General features: G+C 63.8%; 18 protein-coding genes and 3 tRNA genes. 20 read left to right on the forward strand and 1 reads right to left on the reverse strand.

From position 1 onward, the window contains the following. Positions 1 to 2 precede the first annotated feature (2 nt). The 13 genes from GGD90_RS11525 (at position 3) to pnp (ending at position 14,179) form a co-directional block, all read left to right on the forward strand. A complete protein-coding gene (locus tag GGD90_RS11525; RefSeq protein ID WP_153116919.1) occupies positions 3 to 629 on the forward strand; it encodes an L-threonylcarbamoyladenylate synthase in 627 nt (208 codons plus the stop codon). A 13-nt stretch (positions 630 to 642) separates the two neighbouring features. Beyond that, positions 643 to 1,296, forward strand: a complete 654-nt coding sequence (locus GGD90_RS11530; protein ID WP_153116918.1) for a site-2 protease family protein — start codon at positions 643 to 645, stop codon at positions 1,294 to 1,296. 14 nt (positions 1,297 to 1,310) lie between these two features. Further along, on the forward strand, positions 1,311 to 2,513 hold the full coding sequence (locus GGD90_RS11535) for a tryptophan--tRNA ligase (protein ID WP_153116917.1): 1,203 nt from the start codon (positions 1,311 to 1,313) through the stop codon (positions 2,511 to 2,513). Between the two features lie 13 nt (positions 2,514 to 2,526). After that, positions 2,527 to 3,360 carry a segregation and condensation protein A gene (locus tag GGD90_RS11540; protein ID WP_153116916.1) on the forward strand — a complete coding sequence of 278 codons (834 nt, stop codon included), beginning with the start codon at positions 2,527 to 2,529 and terminating at the stop codon, positions 3,358 to 3,360. A gap of 16 nt (positions 3,361 to 3,376) precedes the next feature. Further along, the gene (scpB, locus tag GGD90_RS11545; protein ID WP_153117002.1) at positions 3,377 to 3,973 is read left to right on the forward strand and encodes an SMC-Scp complex subunit ScpB; all 597 of its coding nucleotides are present in this window, start codon (positions 3,377 to 3,379) and stop codon (positions 3,971 to 3,973) included. Then, positions 3,963 to 4,931, forward strand: coding sequence for a 23S rRNA pseudouridine(2605) synthase RluB (gene rluB / locus GGD90_RS11550; RefSeq protein WP_153116915.1), 969 nt, complete (start codon positions 3,963 to 3,965; stop codon positions 4,929 to 4,931). The genes scpB and rluB overlap by 11 nt, the downstream gene beginning before the upstream one ends. Positions 4,932 to 5,158: 227 nt before the next feature. After that, positions 5,159 to 5,599 (forward strand): ribosome maturation factor RimP, encoded by a 441-nt coding sequence (gene rimP / locus GGD90_RS11555; protein ID WP_153117001.1) that lies wholly within the window; start codon positions 5,159 to 5,161, stop codon positions 5,597 to 5,599. Between the two features lie 44 nt (positions 5,600 to 5,643). Beyond that, positions 5,644 to 7,116, forward strand: coding sequence for a transcription termination factor NusA (gene nusA / locus GGD90_RS11560; RefSeq protein WP_153116914.1), 1,473 nt, complete (start codon positions 5,644 to 5,646; stop codon positions 7,114 to 7,116). Between the two features lie 19 nt (positions 7,117 to 7,135). After that, positions 7,136 to 10,051 (forward strand): translation initiation factor IF-2, encoded by a 2,916-nt coding sequence (infB, locus tag GGD90_RS11565; protein WP_153116913.1) that lies wholly within the window; start codon positions 7,136 to 7,138, stop codon positions 10,049 to 10,051. Continuing rightward, on the forward strand, positions 10,052 to 10,483 hold the full coding sequence (rbfA, locus tag GGD90_RS11570) for a 30S ribosome-binding factor RbfA (RefSeq protein WP_153116912.1): 432 nt from the start codon (positions 10,052 to 10,054) through the stop codon (positions 10,481 to 10,483). It abuts the gene before it with no gap. After that, positions 10,480 to 11,373, forward strand: a complete 894-nt coding sequence (gene truB, locus GGD90_RS11575) for a tRNA pseudouridine(55) synthase TruB (RefSeq protein ID WP_153116911.1) — start codon at positions 10,480 to 10,482, stop codon at positions 11,371 to 11,373. The genes rbfA and truB overlap by 4 nt, the downstream gene beginning before the upstream one ends. A 250-nt stretch (positions 11,374 to 11,623) precedes the next feature. Further along, the gene (rpsO, locus tag GGD90_RS11580; RefSeq protein ID WP_153116910.1) at positions 11,624 to 11,893 is read left to right on the forward strand and encodes a 30S ribosomal protein S15; all 270 of its coding nucleotides are present in this window, start codon (positions 11,624 to 11,626) and stop codon (positions 11,891 to 11,893) included. 174 nt (positions 11,894 to 12,067) lie between these two features. Further along, a complete protein-coding gene (pnp, locus tag GGD90_RS11585) occupies positions 12,068 to 14,179 on the forward strand; it encodes a polyribonucleotide nucleotidyltransferase (protein ID WP_153116909.1) in 2,112 nt (703 codons plus the stop codon). Between the two features lie 138 nt (positions 14,180 to 14,317). Here pnp and dksA read toward each other — a convergent pair whose 3' ends face one another. Further along, positions 14,318 to 14,740: an RNA polymerase-binding protein DksA gene (gene dksA / locus GGD90_RS11590; protein ID WP_153116908.1), complete on the reverse strand. Its 423-nt coding sequence runs from the start codon at positions 14,738 to 14,740 to the stop codon at positions 14,318 to 14,320. A 256-nt stretch (positions 14,741 to 14,996) separates the two neighbouring features. Here dksA and GGD90_RS11595 point away from each other — a divergent pair. From GGD90_RS11595 to GGD90_RS11625, 7 genes are all read left to right on the forward strand, one after another. Then, positions 14,997 to 15,073 (forward strand) — tRNA-Pro (locus GGD90_RS11595). 83 nt (positions 15,074 to 15,156) lie between these two features. Beyond that, positions 15,157 to 15,233 (forward strand) — tRNA-Arg (locus tag GGD90_RS11600). An 8-nt stretch (positions 15,234 to 15,241) separates the two neighbouring features. Next, positions 15,242 to 15,317: transfer RNA gene (locus GGD90_RS11605), tRNA-His, on the forward strand. Positions 15,318 to 15,949: 632 nt separating this feature from the next. After that, positions 15,950 to 16,402, forward strand: a complete 453-nt coding sequence (locus GGD90_RS11610) for a hypothetical protein (RefSeq protein WP_153116907.1) — start codon at positions 15,950 to 15,952, stop codon at positions 16,400 to 16,402. Continuing rightward, a complete protein-coding gene (locus GGD90_RS11615) occupies positions 16,399 to 17,163 on the forward strand; it encodes a hypothetical protein (RefSeq protein WP_153116906.1) in 765 nt (254 codons plus the stop codon). Before GGD90_RS11610 ends, GGD90_RS11615 begins: the two co-directional genes overlap by 4 nt. Positions 17,164 to 18,039: 876 nt before the next feature. Beyond that, a complete protein-coding gene (locus GGD90_RS11620; protein ID WP_153116905.1) occupies positions 18,040 to 18,270 on the forward strand; it encodes a hypothetical protein in 231 nt (76 codons plus the stop codon). Beyond that, positions 18,267 to 18,650: a hypothetical protein gene (locus tag GGD90_RS11625; protein ID WP_153116904.1), complete on the forward strand. Its 384-nt coding sequence runs from the start codon at positions 18,267 to 18,269 to the stop codon at positions 18,648 to 18,650. The genes GGD90_RS11620 and GGD90_RS11625 overlap by 4 nt, the downstream gene beginning before the upstream one ends. Positions 18,651 to 18,653: the final 3 nt, after the last annotated feature.

The following is an 18,653-nucleotide window of genomic DNA, read 5'->3' on the forward strand; positions in this document are numbered from 1 at the left end:
CGATGGCACACTTCCTCTCCATCCACCCGGAAGATCCGCAGCCGCGCCTGCTGCAGCGCGCCGCCGACGTGCTGCGCGGCGGGGGCGTCATCGCCTTTCCGACTGACTCGTGTTACGCGCTCGGCTGCACGCTGGGCGACAAGGACGCCGTCGAACGCATCCGTGCGCTGCGCGGCGTCGATGAGCGCCACCACCTGACGCTGATGTGTCGTGATCTTTCCGAAATCGCGCAGTTCGCGCGTGTCGATAACGCCCAGTACCGGCTGCTCAAGGCGACGACGCCGGGCAGCTATACCTTCATTCTCGAAGGTACCAAGGAGTTGCCGCGGCGTGTGTTGCACCCGAAGCGCAAGACCATCGGCCTGCGCGTGCCGGACAACCAGATCGCGCTGGCGCTGCTCGACACGCTTGGCGAACCGCTGCTGTCCTCAACGCTGATCTTGCCCGGTGACGAAGCGCCGCTGACCGAGGGCTGGGAAATCCAGGACCGTCTTGATGATCAGCTCGAACTGATCATCGACGGCGGCCACTGTGGCGTCGAGCCGACGACGGTGGTCGATCTCACCGCTGCGACGCCGCTGCTGGTGCGCGCCGGGCGCGGGCCGCTGGCACCGTTCGGCTTCGACTGAGCGGGGCGCGCGCGTGGATTCATTGCTGCAGACGATCAGTATCGCCGCCTTGCCGGTGATTTTCGCCATCACCCTGCACGAGGCGGCACACGGCTACGCGGCGCGTCATTTCGGCGATCCGACGGCGTGGCTGGCGGGGCGTATCACGCCCAATCCGCTGCGCCACATCGATCTCGTCGGCACCATCATCGTGCCGGTGTCAATCCTGATCCTGTCCACCGGTGGCATTCTCTTCGGCTGGGCTAAACCGGTACCGGTCGATTTCAGTCGCCTGCGCGATCCGCGCCGCGACATGCTGTGGGTCGCCGCTGCCGGCCCGGCGGCGAATCTTTGCATGGCGCTGTTCTGGGCGATGATGGTCAAGCTCGCCTGGGTACTGCCGATCAACCCGTTTACGCTGCCGCTGACGCGCATGGGCGAAATCGGCATCGCGGTGAACGTCGCGCTGATGGTGCTCAACCTCGTGCCGCTGCCGCCGCTTGACGGTGGCCGCATCGCGGTCAGCCTGTTACCGCCGCGACAAGCCTTCCGCTTTTCCAGGATCGAGCGCTTCGGTCTGCCGATCCTGCTGGTGCTGCTGTTTTCCGGCATTCTTTCCGCACTGATCGGCCCGCCGATGCGGCTGATCGGCGCGCTGATCGACTTCGTCTTCCAACTTCCCTACTGAGCCGCAACTTCACCATGTACGCAGAACGAGTCCTTTCCGGCATGCGCCCGACCGGCAGCCTGCACCTTGGCCACTACCACGGTGTGTTGAAGAACTGGGTCAAGCTCCAGCACGAGTATCCCTGCCTGTTCTTCGTTGCTGACTGGCACGCGCTGACGACGCAGTACGACGATCCGCGCGGCATCGAGCGCTCGTCGCGTGACATGGTCATCGACTGGCTGGCCGCCGGCGTCGATCCGACGCAGGCGACGATCTTCGTCCAGTCGCAGGTGCCCGAACACGCCGAGCTGCACCTGCTGCTGTCGATGATGACGCCGCTCGGCTGGCTCGAACGCGTGCCGACCTACAAGGACCAGCAGGAGAAGCTGTCGACCAAGGATCTGACGACCTACGGTTTCCTCGGTTATCCCTTGCTGATGAGCGCCGACATCCTGATCTACCGCGCCGACAAGGTGCCGGTCGGCGAGGACCAGATTCCGCACGTCGAATTCACCCGCGAACTGGCGCGCCGCTTCAACCACATGTACGGCCGCGAACCCGGTTTCGAGGAGAAGGCCAGGGAAGCGGTGAAGAAGCTCGGCAGCAAGAAGGCGCGTCTCTACGAGGACTTGCGCAAACGCTTCCAGGAGCGCGGTGACGCCGAGGCGGTCGAGCGGGCGCACGCGCTGCTCGAGGAAGTGCAGAACCTGTCGCACGCCGACCGCGAACGCCTGTTCGGCTACCTCGAAGGCTCGGGCAAGATGATCCTCGTCGAACCCGGCTACCTGCTCACCGAAGAATCGAAGATGCCCGGCCTCGACGGGCAGAAGATGTCCAAGTCCTACGGCAACACGATCACCCTGCGCGAGGACGCGGCGTCGGTGACGCAGAAAGTTCGCCGCATGCCGACCGATCCGGCGCGCGTTCGTCGCACCGACGCCGGCGATCCCGAGCGCTGCCCGGTGTGGCAGTTGCATCAGGTTTACTCGGACGATGCCTGTCGCGAGTGGGTCGGACAGGGCTGCCGCAGCGCCGGCATCGGCTGTCTCGAATGCAAGCAGCCGGTGATCGACGGCATCCTCAAGGAACAGGCGCCGATGCGTGAGCGCGCACAGCTTTACCTCGACGATCCCACACTGGTGCGCAACATCATCGCCGACGGCAACGAGCGCGCGCGCCGTCTGGCGCAGGAAACCATGCGCGACGTGCGCGAGGCGATGGGCCTCGACTACAGCTGATTATCCGGTCCCGATGAGCGACGCCATCAGCGAACTGCCGCCCGCCACTGACGCCGCCAGCGTGCCGGTCGCGCGCATCTACGGCCAGCCGATGGCGCAGCTGCCGCTCGACCTGTACATCCCGCCGGATGCGCTGGCGGTGATGCTCGACGCCTTCGAAGGCCCGCTCGACCTGCTGCTCTACCTGATCCGCAAGGCCAACGTGAATGTGCTCGACATTCCGATGGCGCCGCTGACCGTGCAGTACCTCGAGTACGTCGAGGCGATGCGCGTACATAACCTCGAGCTCGCCGCCGACTATCTGGTGATGGCGGCGATGCTGATCGAGATCAAGTCGCGCATGCTCTTGCCGCGGCCGCCGGCCGAGAGCGGTGACGAGGCCGGCGATCCGCGTGCCGAACTGGTGCGCCGGCTGATCGAGTACGAGCAGATGAAGCTCGCAGGCCAGGAGCTCAATGCCTTGCCGCAGGCCGAGCGCGATTTCCATTGGGTCGAAACCTGGGTCGAGAAGTCGCTGGCGGTGCGTCTGCCGGAAGTCAATGCCGACGATCTGCGCGCTGCCTGGGGCACTATCCTGCGCCAGGCGCGGCTGTCCTCGCACCACCGCGTGCAGCGCGAGGAGTTGTCGGTGCGCGAGCACATGGGCATCATCCTGCGCCACCTGCGCGAGGCGGGTGGCTTTGTCGAGTTCGTCGATCTGTTCGACACGACACTCGGACCGCGTATGCTGGTCGTGCATTTTCTGGCGATGCTTGAACTGGCGCGCGAGCATCTGCTTGAGCTGACGCAGGCCGAGACCTTCGCCCCGATTTACGTGAGGATGACCGATGGCCGATCCGGCGCCTGAACGCAGCCCCGAGCCGATGCCCGAAGCCATTGCTGCCGCCTTCTCCGATGCTGGCGGAGAGCTGCCGCCGCCTGCGGAAATCAAGCGGATTCTCGAGGCGGCGCTGCTGTCCGCGCAGCAGCCGCTGTCGACCAGCGAGCTGAGGAAACTGTTCGTCGACCGCATCGGCAGCGACGTGTTGCGCGTGCTGCTCGACGAATTGTGCGAGGAGTGGTCGACGCCGGCACGCCCGGTCGAGCTGCTGCGTCTGGCCAGCGGCTGGCGTTTCCGCACGCGTCCCGAATATTTGCCCTATCTTGAACGCCTGAACCCCGAAAAACCGCCAAAATACTCGCGCGCAGTGCTCGAAACGCTGGCGATCATTGCCTACCGGCAACCGGTGACGCGCGGCGACATCGAGGAAATCCGCGGTGTGACCGTCGCCACGCAGGTGATCCGCACGCTCGAAGAGCGCGGCTGGGTCGATGTCGTCGGCCACCGCGATACGCCCGGTCGTCCGGCACTGTTTGCCACCACCAAGAAGTTCCTCGACGATCTCGGCCTGCGCGGCGTGAGCGAGTTGCCGCCGCTGGAACAGATCAACCCCACACTGGAAGAAGCCGATGGCCGCTGAGCCCCGCAAACCCCGACAAAAACCCGCTCCGCGCGTACGCGCGGCGGCACCGACGCCGTTGCGGCAGGAAGATGTGCGCGAGGATCTTGGCGAGGTTCCCGCAACATCGGTGTCGCCACGGCGCTCACCGCGACCGGCGCATGATCCGTCAAAACGTGGCCGCCACCAGGAAGCGCCCGGCAAGCCCGAGCGTCTGCACAAGGCGCTGGCGCAGAGCGGACTCGGTTCGCGGCGCGAGATGGAAGCGCTGATCATCGACGGCCGGGTCAACGTCAACGGCGAAACCGCCAGCGTCGGCCAGCTGGTCAGCCCCGGCGACCGCGTCAAGGTGAATGGCCGTCTGGTGCAGGTCAAGTTCTCCAATCGCCTGCCGCGCGTCATCCTCTATCACAAGCCGGAAGGCGAGATCGTTTCGCGCGACGATCCGGAGCACCGTCCGAGCGTCTTCAACGCGCTGCCACGCATGGCCGGTGGGCGCTGGGTAGCGGTTGGTCGTCTCGACTTCAATACCAGCGGCCTGTTGCTGTTCACCACCTCGGGTGAGCTTGCCAACCGTCTGATGCACCCGCGTTACAACCTCGTCCGCGAATACGCGGTGCGCGTTCTCGGCGAGATTTCGGATGAGTCGAAAAAGCGCCTGCTCGAAGGCATCGAACTCGAGGACGGTCCGGCGCAGTTCGCCTCTTTCGAGGACGCCGGCGGGCAGGGCGTCAATCACTGGTACCGCGTGTCGCTGTTCGAAGGGCGTAACCGCGAGGTACGGCGCATGTTCGAAAGCGTCGGTGCGGTCGTCAGCCGGCTGATGCGCGTGCGTTACGGTCCGTTTCCGCTGCCGCCTGGGCTGCGCCGCGGTCAGGTGCGCGAGCTCGATCCGGCCGAGGTCGAGAAGCTGCTCGCCGATTTCGATCTTGGCGAGCTGACGCCGGAGCGTCCGCAGCGTCGTTCGCCGCGCCGCTGACGCCGCGGCAAGCTGCCCGACGAGGCCGGCCGCGCGTCGCCCGAGGCGGCGGCAGTCAGGGCGTTTTCCTTGCGCGCCGGGCACGGCAGGCTGCTGGCCGGCCGTCGCTGCGATTTACGCTGCCTTCATTTGCCGCTATAATCGCGTTTTCTTCCGCTGGCGCTTTGTTTCCCAAGGGCGCGGTTTTTTTCGGGGATGGGCGTTTCGCCCATTTTTTATTTGTGGCGATGAATTTGCGTGAACTCATAGAACAGACGGTCGTCGGCCTCGGCTTCGAGCTCGTCGATCTCGAGCAAAGCCCGCGTGCTCGCGTGCTGCGCCTCTTTATCGATACGCAGGCGAAGCCGGGCGGTATCGATGTCGAGGACTGTGCTCTGGTCAGCAATCAGCTGTCGCGCGTGCTCATGGTCGAGAATATCGACTATGACCGTCTCGAAGTGTCGTCCCCGGGACTGGACCGGCCGCTGACGCGTCCGGCGGATTTTGAGCGCTTTGCCGGCGCCGAGGTGCATCTGCGTTTGCGCTTGCCGGTGGCCGGGCGACGCAATTTCAACGGCGTCCTGCTCGGTTTGCAGGACGGCAAGCTAGGCCTGCGGATCGACGGGGTGGAAACCACGATCGATCTCGAGAATGTCGACAAGGCACGGCTGGTGCCGAAGTTCGATTAGCGCACGGATTTGATGAGCAGGCAGGACGAGGAGGAATCAAAATAATGAGCCGCGAAATTTTGCTGCTGGTGGATGCGCTGGCCCGAGAAAAAAACGTCACTCGCGACATCGTTTTCGGTGCGCTTGAGCTTGCACTCGCCTCGGCGACGAAGAAGCGCATCAGTGATGATGCCGATGTACGTGTTTCCGTCGATCGCGATACCGGCGACTTCGAGAGTTTCCGGCGCTGGCTGGTGACGGCCGACGAGGAGTTCGAGGACGCTGCACTGCAGGTGTCGTTGTCCGAAGCCCGTGAGCAGGACGCCGAGGTCGAGGTCGGTGATTACCTCGAAGAAACGCTTGAGCCGATCGACTTCGGTCGCATCGGTGCGCAGGCGGCCAAGCAGGTCATCCTGCAGAAGATCCGCGACGCCGAGCGCGAGCAGATTCTGGCCGACTTCCTCGAGCGCAAGGAATTCCTGGTGACCGGCACGATCAAGCGCATGGAGCGCGGTTCGGCGATCATCGAAGCCGGCAAGATGGAAGCGCTGCTGCCGCGCGACCAGATGATTCCGCGCGAAAACCTGCGCGTCGGCGATCGTGTCAAGGCTTTCCTGCTGCGTATCGACCGTTCGCCGCGTGGTCCGCAGCTGATCCTGTCGCGTACGGCACCCGAATTCATCATCAAGCTGTTCGAACTCGAAGTTCCCGAAGTTGATGACGGCCTGCTCGAAATCAAGGCGGCCGCCCGTGATCCCGGCGTGCGTGCCAAGATTGCCGTCAAGTCGAACGATCAGCGCATCGATCCGATCGGTACCTGTGTCGGCATGCGCGGCACGCGCGTCACGGCAGTGACCAACGAGCTCGCCGGCGAGCGTGTTGACATCATCCTCTGGTCGGCTGATCCGGCGCAGTCGGTGATCGGCGCGCTGGCGCCGGCCGAAGTCAGCTCGATCGTTGTCGATGAAGACAAGCACAGCATGGATGTCGTAGTCGATGACGACAACCTCGCCATCGCCATCGGTCGTGGCGGTCAGAACGTGCGGCTTGCTTCTGAACTGACCGGCTGGACGATCAACCTGATGACCGAGGAAGAGTCGAAGACCCGCGCCGAAGCCGAAACGGCGGCGACGCGTGTCCTCTTCATGGAAAAGCTCGATGTCGACGAGGATGTCGCCAATATCCTGATCAACGAAGGCTTCTCGGCGCTGGAAGAAGTCGCCTACGTGCCGCTATCGGAAATGCTGGAGATCGAGGCTTTCGACGAAGACGTCGTGCAGGAACTGCGTGAGCGTGCCCGTAACGTGCTGCTCACCGAGGCGATTGCGACCGAAGAACAACTCGAGGATGTTGCCGAAGACATGCTGGCGCTCGAGGGGATGGACAAAGCGCTGGCGGCGAAACTTGCTGCCGGCGGCGTAAAGACGCGCGACGATCTTGCCGACCTGTCGGTCGACGAGCTGACCGAAGTCGCGGGAATCGATGCGGAACGTGCCAAACAACTGATTACCACGGCGCGTGCGCATTGGTTCGAATAAGCAAAGATGAGGAACTGACATGGCGCAATCAACCGTTGCCCAATTCGCCGCCGACCTGAAGATGCCGGCCGGCTCGCTGCTCGAGCAGCTCAGCCGCGCTGGCGTGAGCAAGGAAAAGCCGGAAGACGTGGTTTCCGAGCAGGACAAGACGCGTTTGCTCGACTACCTGCGTCGTTCGCACGGCGACGCCCAGGCGAAGACGAAGATCACCCTGACGCGCAAGGAAACTTCCGAGATCCGCGCGCATGACTCGTCGGGCAAGTCACGTACGGTTCAGGTCGAGGTGCGCAAGAAGCGCGTGCTCGTCAAGCGCGATGCGCAAGGCGGTCCGCTCGAAGCGCCTGAAGTTCCCGTTTCCGCAGTTCCCGAGATCGTCGCCGAAGCTGCGCCGGTCGTCGCGACGCCGGCGCCGATGGCGCCTGCGCCGGCTGCCAGTGCCCCCGCTCCGGCGCCGGAAGTGAAGCCGGAAGTCAAGGTCGAGGCGCCGGTTGTTGTTGCGGCAGCGGTCGTTCCAGTGCCCGAACCCGTTGCCGAGCCGGTGGTGCCGGCTGTTGCCGCCAAGCCGGCCGAAGTCGCGCCCGCACCGGCCGCGCCCGCGGCAACGCCCGTCGCCACTGCGCCGAAGCCCCAAGGAAAACCGGCCCCCGCTGCAGCGACGCGTCCGGCAGCGCCGGGCCAGGCGCCCGCCGCGCCGCGCACCGTGCGCACCGTGGTCACACGCGCTTCGATCATTGGCGAAGATCAGCAACGCCTGCGTGCCGAGGAAGAGCGTCGTCACGCCGAACTGCGTGCACGCCAAGAAAAGGAATTGCAGGACAAGCTCGAACGCAGTGCCGAGTTGGTGCGGCTGAAGCGCGATGCCGAACAGAAGGCCGTCGTCGCGAAAGCCGCCGAAGTCGCCAAGCAGGTTGCGGCGCAGACGGCGAACGATCGTCCGGCCGAGGAAAAGCCGGCAGCGCGTCCGCCCGCACGTGCCGGCGAAGGCGACAAGAAGCCGGGCGGCGCCGACAAGAAGGGCGGCGGAACCTGGAAGAACGAAGGCGCCAACAAGCGTCCCGGACTGCGTACGCGCGGTGCCACGGGCGGTTCCGGCTGGCGCGATGGCGCCCGTCACGGCAAGCGTCATGGCCGCGGCGACGACGATGAGAGCAGCTTCCAGGCGCCCGTCGAACCGGTGGTGCGCGACGTACACGTGCCGGAAACGATTTCTGTCGCCGACCTGGCGCACAAGATGTCGGTGAAAGCGACCGAGCTGATCAAGGCCCTGATGAAGATGGGCTCGATGGTGACGATCAATCAGGTGCTCGACCAGGAAACGGCGATGATTCTCGTCGAGGAACTGGGGCACAAGGCGTTTGCCGCCAAGCTCGACGATCCTGACGCCTTCCTTGATGAGAGCGGCGAACAGGCGGCCGATGCGGTTCTCGAATCGCGGGCGCCGGTGGTGACCGTCATGGGTCACGTCGACCACGGCAAGACCTCGCTGCTCGACTACATCCGCCGTACCCGCGTCGCCAGTGGCGAGGCCGGCGGCATCACCCAGCACATCGGTGCCTACCACGTCGAAACCGAACGCGGCGTCGTCACCTTCCTTGATACCCCGGGTCACGAAGCCTTTACGGCAATGCGTGCCCGCGGTGCCAAGGCCACCGACATCGTCATTCTGGTGGTTGCTGCCGACGACGGCGTGATGCCGCAGACGCGCGAAGCGATCCACCATGCCAAGGCGGCCGGCGTGCCGATCGTCGTCGCCATCAACAAGATTGACAAGCCCGATGCCAACCCGGATCGCGTCAAGCAGGAACTCGTCGCCGAACAGGTCGTTCCGGAAGAATACGGCGGCGATTCGCCGTTCATCTCGGTGTCGGCGAAAACCGGCGCCGGTATCGATGAACTGCTCGAGAACCTGCTGCTGCAGGCTGAAGTGCTTGAGCTGAAGGCGGCCAAGGAAGCGCCGGCCAAGGGCCTGATCATCGAAGCGCGTCTCGACAAGGGTCGTGGTCCGGTGGCGACGATGCTGGTCCTCTCCGGCACGCTGCGTCAGGGCGATGTGCTGCTCGCCGGGCAGGTGTTCGGTCGCATCCGCGCCATGCTCGACGAAAACGGCAAGCCTATCAAGGAAGCCGGGCCGTCGATTCCGGTCGAAATTCTCGGCCTCTCCGATGTGCCGGCTGCCGGCGAAGAAGCACTGGTGCTCGCCGACGAGCGCAAGGCGCGCGAAATCGCGCTCTTCCGTCAGGGCAAGTTCCGCGACGTCAAGCTGGCTCGCCAGCAGGCTGCCAAGCTCGAAACCATGTTCGAGCAGATGGGCGAGGGCGAGGTCAAGTCGCTGGCGCTGATCGTCAAGGCCGACGTGCAGGGTTCGCAGGAAGCACTGGTTCAGTCGCTGGTCAAGCTGTCCACCGGCGAAGTCCGCGTCAATATCATCCACGCCGGCGTCGGTGCGATCAGCGAGTCGGACGTCAATCTGGCGCAGGCCTCGAAGGCTGTGGTCATCGGTTTCAACACGCGCGCCGATGCCGGTGCACGCAAGGCGGCCGAGGCTTTTGGCGTCGATATCCGCTACTACAACATCATTTACGACGCGGTCGACGAGGTAAAGGCCGCGCTGTCCGGGATGTTGTCGCCGGAGAAGCGTGAAGCGGTCATCGGCATGGTCGAGGTGCGTCAGGTCTACGTCATTTCGCGCGTTGGCACGATCGCCGGCTGCTACGTGCTCGACGGCCTGATCAAGCGCAATTCGCGTGTCCGTCTGCTGCGCAACCATGTCGTGCAGTGGGACGGCGAACTCGAGTCGCTGAAGCGTTTCAAGGACGACGTCAAGGAAGTCAAGGCCAACTACGAGTGCGGTCTGTCGCTGAAGAACAGCAACGACATTCAGGAAGGTGACCAGCTCGAGGTCTATGAAATCCAGGAAATTGCGCGGACGCTCTAAGTGAAGGCAGGCAAGAGCTTTTCCCGCAAGGACCGGGTGACAGAGCAGATCCGGCGCGAGCTGGCGGAGTTGATCCGCAGCGAGCTGAAGGATCCGCGCGTTGGCATGGTTAGCCTGACCGGCGTCGAACTGACGCCGGACTACGCGCATGCCAAGGTCTTCTTCAGTACGCTGGCCGACGCCGAGCATCTGCCGGCGGTGCAAACAGGGCTCGATACCGCTTCGGGTTTCCTGCGCCGCGAGTTGTTCCGGCGCGTGCGCATCCACACCACGCCGCAACTGCATTTTGTCCATGACCGCTCGCTCGAGCGCGGCGCCGATCTGTCGAAGCTGATCCAGGAAGCCGCCGCGCTCTCCGATCAGACGCCGCTTGAAGATATGGATGGCGAGGGCGGCGAGCCAGACGAAACGACAGGTTCCGCCGCGTCTTGAGCACAAGCGGCCGCCGCTGGCGGCGCGTCGACGGCGTACTGCTGCTCGACAAGCCATCCGGCATGACTTCGAACGCCGCGTTGCAATCAGCGCGGCGTCTCTTTCAGGCGGCGCGTGGTGGTCACACCGGCACGCTTGACCCGCTCGCCACCGGTCTGTTGCCACTCTGCTTCGGTGATGCGACCAAGTTTTCCGCCGACCTGTTCGAGGCCGACAAGACCTACGAAGCCGATCTGCGCTTCGGTCAGCGCACCGATACCGGCGATGCCGAAGGCTTGGTGATCGAGGAGCGTTCCGTCGCTTTCTCGGCCGCTGATCTTGACGCCGTGCTTGCCCGCTTTCGCGGACCGCAGCAGCAGATTCCGCCGATGTATTCGGCACTCAAGCGCAACGGCCGTCCGCTCTACGAGTTGGCGCGACAGGGCATCGAAGTGGCGCGTGAGTCCCGCGCCGTGACCATTCATGCGCTCGATCTGCTTGAGTTGGGTGCGCGCAGCTGTCGCCTGCGCGCGACGGTTAGCAAGGGAACCTACATCCGCACGCTTGCTGAGGACATCGGCGAAGCACTTGGCTGCGGCGCGCATCTGACGGCTTTGCGCCGTACCGCGATCGCCGGTCTGCGGGTCGAGGACGCGAGCACGCTGGAGATGCTAGCGGAGCTTGACGATGACGCCCGCCTGGCGCTGCTGGCGCCGCCCGATGCCTTGCTGCAGTCGCTGCCGGCGGTGCATCTGGCCGGCCCGGCGGCGACGCGTTTTGCGCAGGGGCGCGCGGTGGCCGCCGGCGCGCCGCCCGGCCGTTGTCGTGTCTATGCCGACGGACGCTTGCTCGGTCTTGGCGAAGGCAAGGACGATGGCACGGTGCAGCCGCGCCGACTGGTCTGCGCCTGAGCTCGCCTTGCCGTCAACGTGCCAAATGCGGCGCTGAGGCAACGCACCAGGATGTCGGCGCGTGGCAACTGTATTTTTCAGGTGCCGCCGCACCGCGCGCCATGGCCCGCGGGACGATTCAGCTTGCCGGCACTTGTTCGGCGCCGCTATAATCCACGGCTCGCTTCGCCAAGCGAGGATGGTCCTTTACTAATCTGGCGCGGGCTCTATCAAACCGGGGCTGCGTCGTTTTCATGAAAGAGAGTTTGAGATGGCGATCAACGTCGCGCAAAAAGCGCAAATCATGACCGATTACCAGCGTGCTACCGGTGACACGGGGTCTCCCGAAGTCCAGGTGGCACTGCTGACCGCACGCATCAATGACCTCACTGGTCACTTCAAGGAGCACGTCAAGGATCACCACTCGCGTCGCGGTCTGCTGCGCATGGTGAGCCGTCGTCGCAAGCTGCTTGACTACCTCAAGCGCACGAACGCCCAAGGCTATCGCGCGCTGATCGAACGTCTGGGCCTGCGCAAGTAAGTCACGCCGCCGCTTTGTATCCATTGCGGTCGGGCATGCAGATGCATCGCATCGACGACAGCGGCCAGCCCATGTCGGGCTGCGCCGCTGTTTTCGTTTCAGCCATTGGCGCGTCGGGTAATTGCGTACCGGAGTCGTGGGTGCGCGCGCGCCGAATTCATGAGAAAGGGAACAATGTTTAACGTCGCCAAGAAAACCTTCACTTACGGTGCCCATCAGGTCACGCTCGAAACCGGTGAAATCTCCCGGCAGGCCGGTGGTGCCGTCATGGTGTCGGTGGATGACACGGTCGTTCTGGTCACCGTTGTCGGTGCCCGTGCCGCCAAGCCCGGTCAGGACTTCTTTCCGCTGACCGTCGATTACGTCGAAAAGACTTACGCTGCCGGCAAGATCCCCGGTGGCTTCTTCAAGCGCGAAGGCCGTCCTTCGGAAAAGGAAACGCTGACCTCGCGCCTGATCGACCGGCCGCTGCGTCCGCTGTTCCCGGACGGCTTCTACAACGAAGTCCAGGTCGTCGCGACGGTGATGTCGCTCAACCCGGAAATCGATCCGGACATCCCGGCACTGATCGGCGCTTCCGCTGCGCTGGCCATTTCGGGCATCCCGTTCAACGGCCCGATCGGTGCGGCACGCGTCGGCTATATCGACGGCGCCTACGTGCTCAACCCGACCTTGACGCAACTGAAGACCAGCGCGCTGGATCTGGTTGTCGCCGGTACGTCGTCGGCGGTGCTGATGGTCGAGTCGGAAGCCAAGGAGCTGTCCGAAGAGGTGATGCTCGGTGCCGTCGTTTTCGGTCACGACCAGATGCAGGCGGCGATCAACGCCATCAACGATCTGGTGGAAGAAGCCGGCAAGCCCGAATGGGACTGGGTCGCCGCACCGCGCAACGAAGCGCTGGTTGCGCGCCTCAACGAACTGGTCGACGCCGACCTGCAGGCCGCCTACAACATCACCAACAAGCAGCAACGCAGCCAGCGCGTCAAGGAAATCGCCGCGAACGCCGTTGCCGTGCTGACTGCCGGTGAGGACGCGCCCGATGCCAACACGGTAAAGAACCTGTTCTTCGAAGTTGAAGCGAAGATCGTTCGTGGCCGCATCCTCTCCGGCGAGCCGCGTATCGACGGTCGCGACACGCGCACCGTTCGTCCGATCGCCATCCGTTCCGGCGTTCTGCCGCGTGCGCACGGTTCGTCGCTGTTCACCCGTGGCGAAACGCAGGCGCTGGTGGTTGCCACGCTTGGCACCGGCCGCGACGAGCAGATCATTGATGCGCTCGCTGGCGAATACCGCGAGCGTTTCATGCTGCACTACAACATGCCGCCCTACGCCACCGGTGAATGTGGTCGCGTCGGTTCGCCGAAGCGCCGCGAAATCGGCCACGGTCGTCTGGCCAAGCGCGCGCTGATCGCCGTGCTGCCGAAGGCGGAAGACTTCTCCTACACGATGCGCGTCGTTTCGGAAATCACCGAATCCAACGGCTCCAGCTCGATGGCATCTGTCTGCGGCGGTTCGCTGGCGCTGATGGACGCCGGCGTGCCGCTGAAGGCGCACGTCGCCGGTATCGCCATGGGCCTGATCAAGGAAGGCAACCGCTTCGCGGTGCTGACCGACATCCTCGGCGATGAAGATCACCTCGGCGACATGGACTTCAAGGTTGCCGGTACCGACGGCGGCGTCACTGCGCTGCAGATGGACATCAAGATCCAGGGCATTACCAAGGAAATCATGCAGGTGGCGCTGGCGCAGGCCAAGGACGCGCGTCTGCACATCCTCGGCCAGATGCAGGCTTCGATGTCCGGTCACCGCGAAGAGGTGTCGACCTACGCGCCGCGTCTGTACACGATGAAGATCAATCCGGAAAAGATCCGCGACGTGATCGGCAAGGGCGGCGCGGTCATTCGTGCCATCACCGAAGAGACCGGCACCACCATCGACATCCAGGACGACGGTACGATCACCATCGCTTCGGTCAGCGGCGAAGCCGCCGATGCAGCGAAGAAGCGCATTGAGGCGATCACCGCCGACGTCGAAGTCGGCAAGGTCTATGAAGGTACCGTGCTCAAGCTGCTCGACTTCGGTGCCATCGTCAGCATCCTGCCGGGTCGTGATGGCCTGCTGCACATCTCGCAGATCGCCAACGAGCGCGTCAATCAGGTCTCCGATTACCTCAAGGAAGGCCAGAAGGTTCGCGTCAAGGTGCTGGAAGCCGACGAGAAGGGTCGTGTCCGTCTGTCGATGAAGGCGCTGGCAGCTGAAGAAGCAGCGGCGGCTGCCCAGTCCTAGGAAAGCACGCAAGCCGCGACGCAAGTCGCGGCATGAAAAAGGGACGCCGCGGCGTCCCTTTTTTATTACACCAGCAGCGGGCGAATCCTTGCTCTCCGGCGGCGCCGCGCAGTGCGCCTCGCCGGCCGATCCGCCCCCTTACTTGGCGACCTGCTTTTCGCGCACTTCTTCCAGCGTCTTGCAGTCGATGCACAGTGTTGCCGTCGGCCGCGCCTCCAGGCGCTTGATGCCGATTTCGACACCGCAGCTGGCGCAGTAGCCATAATCGCCGCTGTCGATGCTTGCCAGCGCTTCGTCAATCTTCTTGATCAGCTTGCGTTCGCGGTCGCGGTTGCGCAATTCGATGGCGATGTCGGTTTCCTGGCTGGCCCGGTCATTCGGGTCGGCAAAGACGGTCGCTTCATCCTGCATCGTATGCACGGTCCGCTCGATGTCGGTGATGAGGTCGCCCTTGATGCCGGCAAGAATGGCACGGAAATGCGCCAGTTGCTTGCCGTTCATGTATTCCTCGCCGGCTTGCGGGACGTAGGGGGCAAAGGGTTTGTGCAGTTCTGCGGACATGATGTGAGCCTGTTCGTTTTTTGCGAAAGGCGATTAAATATCAGAATCGCCGATCCGCCGCAAGCAATGTTTCCTCTCTTCATCGGCAGCGCCTGCCGAAGCCAAAATCGATGACGAAAGAATTGTCCGCCGGTGCTGCTGCTGGCGGAAATTATGTCTGCCTTGCCCGCGCTGTCGACGATCCGGCGCGCGTGAAAGTTTTACTGCTTCTCGGCGTTGCTTTCCGGGAAAGCTGTCGGTAGAATGCGCGCTTCTTCGGGGTGTAGCGCAGCCTGGTAGCGCATCTGATTTGGGATCAGAGGGTCGAAGGTTCGAATCCTTTCACCCCGACCAGCAACTGTAATCTCCCGAGCGTTTCGGCGAAGCATAGTTTTCGAACATCTCGACCTGATCGGCTGCCGTAGCGTCGGCCATTGGCGCCCGTAGCTCAACCGGATAGAGCACCGGCCTTCTAAGCCGGGGGTTGTGAGTTCGAGTCTCGCCGGGCGCGCCAGAACAATGGCGGCATTAGCTCAGTTGGTAGAGCACTGGATTGTGATTCCAGGTGTCACCGGTTCGATCCCGGTATGTCGCCCCAAAATTCCTTGTAAATTCAAGGGGTTTGAAAGTAGCCGACCTCAAGAGTCGGCTATTTTTTTGCCCGTTTTTCGGGCTGAGTGTCCCCGAATTGTCCCCGTTTGTCCCGGTGCGTAATTCGACGCCACCCGCAAGCTGTCCCGGTTTTGTCCCCGTCTGATCTAACATAGTACGCAGTGCGTACTATGTAACGCATTGAACTTAAACGCGTTATTGCAATTCTCCGCCATCGGCGATAGATTTGCGTAATGCGACACGACCACGCGCACACTTGCCGCCGGCTTTCCGCCGCCTGCGGCGTCCTCGCCGGGCTGCTGGCGATCGGGTTCGCGCTCGCCCAGGTCGCCGGTGCTGGCGATCTGCTTGCGCCCGGTCTTGCCGCCCTCGCCACCGTGTGGCTTGCAGGTCTGGCGATCGCGCTGCTGCTCGGACAGACTGCCGTCGTTCTCGAGTCGCTTCGCACGTGGCGACTGCCGCCGCCTCAAGCGGTCGTGCGGCCGGCTTCGCGCTTCTCATCACTCACTGCTGCGCCCCGCGCACCTCCCCCGCGTCTGTCCCTCGCTTGACCGCCTTGCGGCGCCTTTGCGCCGCCGTCGCGCCGCTACACGGCGCCATGCAGTCAGTGAGGACAAAATGGACAGACTGATTCAATACGCAGCGGCCAGCGTTGCCGCTGCCTTCCCCGGCCGCGCGCTCATCCCAGCCGCGCAGGGCTGGGAGTTTGTGGGTGGTAATGGCAAGACGTCTCGTAACCTGATCTGCCAGGGCCGGTTCCCCCTGGCGTTGATCAAACGTGGCCGGCAGAACTTTGTGCCCGCGGGAGCACTGGTGAGCTACCTGGCCGAGCAGCTGCAAGCTGCTGGCTGGACCCCACCGCTGGCGATGATTCCGGCCGGTAGCGGCATACCCACGCCCTCGGCAGCAGCATCCACGGCACCGGCGCCTGCGCTTCGCGGCCGGCCGAGCCGCGAAGAGGAAGTGCGCGCGAGGGCCGCCGGGTTGAGCGTCAGGGAGTGGCGACTGCAGCAGCGCGCTGCTGCCGCGCAGCAGTCGCGCAGCATCGACGCAGCAGGGCGGCAATCATGAGCGGCGAGGCTGGAGGCACGATTCGTGTCCACCGGCGACAGAGCTGGTCGTCGGTACCCGACGCGGTGCTCGAGGCTGTCGGCATGTCGTTCGGTGCGCGCTTGGTGCTGGCTTGGCTGCTCGGCCGACCGACCGACTGGGAGATACGCATCGGGCACATGTGCCGCGTGCTCGGTTTGACCGAAAAAACATGGCCGCGGATCCGCGACGAACTGCGGGCAGCCGGGTTTTTCGAGAGCGAGAGAACCAGGCGGAAGGAGGGCGAGGGGATGGGGCGGTTTGAGTGGCGGAACGCTGTGACGGACGCCCCGCTGTATGCCATCCCCCCAAAAAGGGGGAATGGCTCAACCATCCCCCCAAAAAGCATGGATGGCAAACGCATGGATGCCGGCGGGGGGGATTACCAGAAGGTAGTTGACCAACCGGTATTAACCACCACCACCAACCCCCTCGGTGGTGGTGGTTCAAGATGGGATGAGCAGATCGCTGCCGCGGTCTGGGCAGAGGGTAGGGCAGGGCGGCAAATCAAAAACCGTGGCGGCTTTGCCGCGACGCTCCGCAAGCGGCTCGATGCTGCCGGGCCGACCGATGATGACCTGGTGCAGCTCGCCGATTACCGCGCGGCCCTCGCCGCCGATGCGCGCCGGGAAGAGCAGCGGGCTATCGCGTCGCGGCCTCTTGAGACCGACCCGGAAACACTGGCGGCGGGGAATCGGGTGCTTGATTCGGTCCGGGCGCGACGTGCGGCGCGGGCGGCGTAATGCGCTATGCGGGCTTCTGGAGGCGTTTTCGCGTCGCGGGGTAGGGGGTGCCCCCGGTGACGACGTTTTGGCGCCTTGTCGCTTCTTCTTTGCGTTGCAGCGGCGGAGCCGCTGCAACGCATCTCTTCTCCGCCGATCCGCTTTAGCGGATCGGCGCTTTTTTCTCGCTTCCGCGCTTCGCGCTTCGCTTCGTTTTGAGCATCAATCACACCTGACTCCCAATTGGGTAATCAGTTGCCGTCGCTTCGCGACTCAAAAAACCGAAGCGCTGCACGTTGTGCGCTCTCCGAAAAAGCCAGATCGCTGCCGCCGGCAAAGCCTTGCCGCGCCGGCTTTCCGGCAATTTCAGGAGTACTGAATGCGGCGCCGCCGCCGCCGCCCGTGGCGCTCGGTGCTGCATCCCTTGGCACCGCGCGTTACCGTCGTGGCGTCATTCCGTCTTGTGGAAGCTCCGCCGCCTCTCTCTCGGGATCGACTCGACGCCGCTTCGATGCAGGATTCCAGGACTCGGGCGCGTCGCCCTTAGTGCCAGATGCGCTGCCCGTTCGGCAACCATCGTCGCCGCCGTTACGCGATAGCTTGCGCAAATCGATTCATTGCTGATCGATTGAAATATTTTTTTGGGGCGTGGTTTTGTATCGTAGGACGCCCGTTATTCAAACAAAACGCAAACGGCAAAAAAACCGCGCAATGCCCGCCGATGAACAATTCCGCGTCATTTTCGTACCGCCAATTATTTTTGTATTGTGGGCGCAATACAGAAATAAAGCGAACAAAAACATGGCGTTAGGTGCATTGCGCTCCTGAAAAACATCGGTAAAGTGCTTCTTGTCACCGCCAGTTCTGGCGGGGTTTACAGACAGGAGCGAAATCAGAATGAGCACCAAAAGTTACACCGTCCGTCTGCCCCTCGTCGTCGCCGCCGAGGTGGAGCGTCGGGCGCGCGAAGCCGGTGCAGCACCTGCCGCGACCGTGCGCGCCCTGGTCAGTGCAGCAATCAATGCCGAGGCCGAGTCGGCGCGCGTTCGCCGCGTTGCAAACGATCTCGAGGCAGCCATCGATCGCAAGCTCGCTGGCCTCCTCCAGCAGATTCTGGAGGCAGCATGACTACCGCCTCGTTGTCTGCCCGGGCTCGCGAGAGCCTCGCCTATTACTGTTTCGCCCGCCTGTTGGTCGAGGCCGCGCCGGCGGATCCTGTGGCAGACCCTGATGGCGTCGGCGAAGCGGCCGTTGTCGCTGCCCACATTTTTGTCTCTTTGATCGGGGAGCAGTGGCAAAACGTCCGCAGCCCCGAAGGCAGAGACGCGCAAGGGCTTCGTGAGCTCGGCCTCGAAATCGCGCGATTGGCGCGCTTGCTTGTCATCGCCGATGAGGAAGAGCAGCTCGACGGTCGTGCTGCGATCGAGTTCGTGCTGCAGCGATTTTCGCCGACGCACGATCCGCGCTACCGCTCGATCCTCGCGTCTCTCCCTTGCAACCTCGCATAACTG

Origin of the sequence: Rhodocyclus tenuis (assembly GCF_014197755.1) — a bacterium.
GTDB lineage: Bacteria > Pseudomonadota > Gammaproteobacteria > Burkholderiales > Rhodocyclaceae > Rhodocyclus > Rhodocyclus tenuis.

Excerpts from the sequence above, each read along its gene's own strand:
- pnp (WP_153116909.1), top strand. The coding sequence starts at position 12,068 with ATGTTTAACGTCGCCAAGAAAACCTTCACTTACGGTGCCCATCAGGTC.
- GGD90_RS11540 (WP_153116916.1), top strand. The coding sequence starts at position 2,527 with ATGAGCGACGCCATCAGCGAACTGCCGCCCGCCACTGACGCCGCCAGC.
- GGD90_RS11535 (WP_153116917.1), top strand. The coding sequence starts at position 1,311 with ATGTACGCAGAACGAGTCCTTTCCGGCATGCGCCCGACCGGCAGCCTG.
- rluB (WP_153116915.1), top strand. The coding sequence starts at position 3,963 with ATGGCCGCTGAGCCCCGCAAACCCCGACAAAAACCCGCTCCGCGCGTA.
- GGD90_RS11625 (WP_153116904.1), top strand. The coding sequence starts at position 18,267 with ATGACTACCGCCTCGTTGTCTGCCCGGGCTCGCGAGAGCCTCGCCTAT.
- rimP (WP_153117001.1), top strand. The coding sequence starts at position 5,159 with ATGAATTTGCGTGAACTCATAGAACAGACGGTCGTCGGCCTCGGCTTC.
- GGD90_RS11615 (WP_153116906.1), top strand. The coding sequence starts at position 16,399 with ATGAGCGGCGAGGCTGGAGGCACGATTCGTGTCCACCGGCGACAGAGC.
- scpB (WP_153117002.1), top strand. The coding sequence starts at position 3,377 with ATGCCCGAAGCCATTGCTGCCGCCTTCTCCGATGCTGGCGGAGAGCTG.
- GGD90_RS11620 (WP_153116905.1), top strand. The coding sequence starts at position 18,040 with ATGAGCACCAAAAGTTACACCGTCCGTCTGCCCCTCGTCGTCGCCGCC.
- GGD90_RS11525 (WP_153116919.1), top strand. The coding sequence starts at position 3 with ATGGCACACTTCCTCTCCATCCACCCGGAAGATCCGCAGCCGCGCCTG.
- nusA (WP_153116914.1), top strand. The coding sequence starts at position 5,644 with ATGAGCCGCGAAATTTTGCTGCTGGTGGATGCGCTGGCCCGAGAAAAA.
- dksA (WP_153116908.1), bottom strand. The coding sequence starts at position 14,740 with ATGTCCGCAGAACTGCACAAACCCTTTGCCCCCTACGTCCCGCAAGCC.
- infB (WP_153116913.1), top strand. The coding sequence starts at position 7,136 with ATGGCGCAATCAACCGTTGCCCAATTCGCCGCCGACCTGAAGATGCCG.
- GGD90_RS11610 (WP_153116907.1), top strand. The coding sequence starts at position 15,950 with ATGGACAGACTGATTCAATACGCAGCGGCCAGCGTTGCCGCTGCCTTC.
- rpsO (WP_153116910.1), top strand. The coding sequence starts at position 11,624 with ATGGCGATCAACGTCGCGCAAAAAGCGCAAATCATGACCGATTACCAG.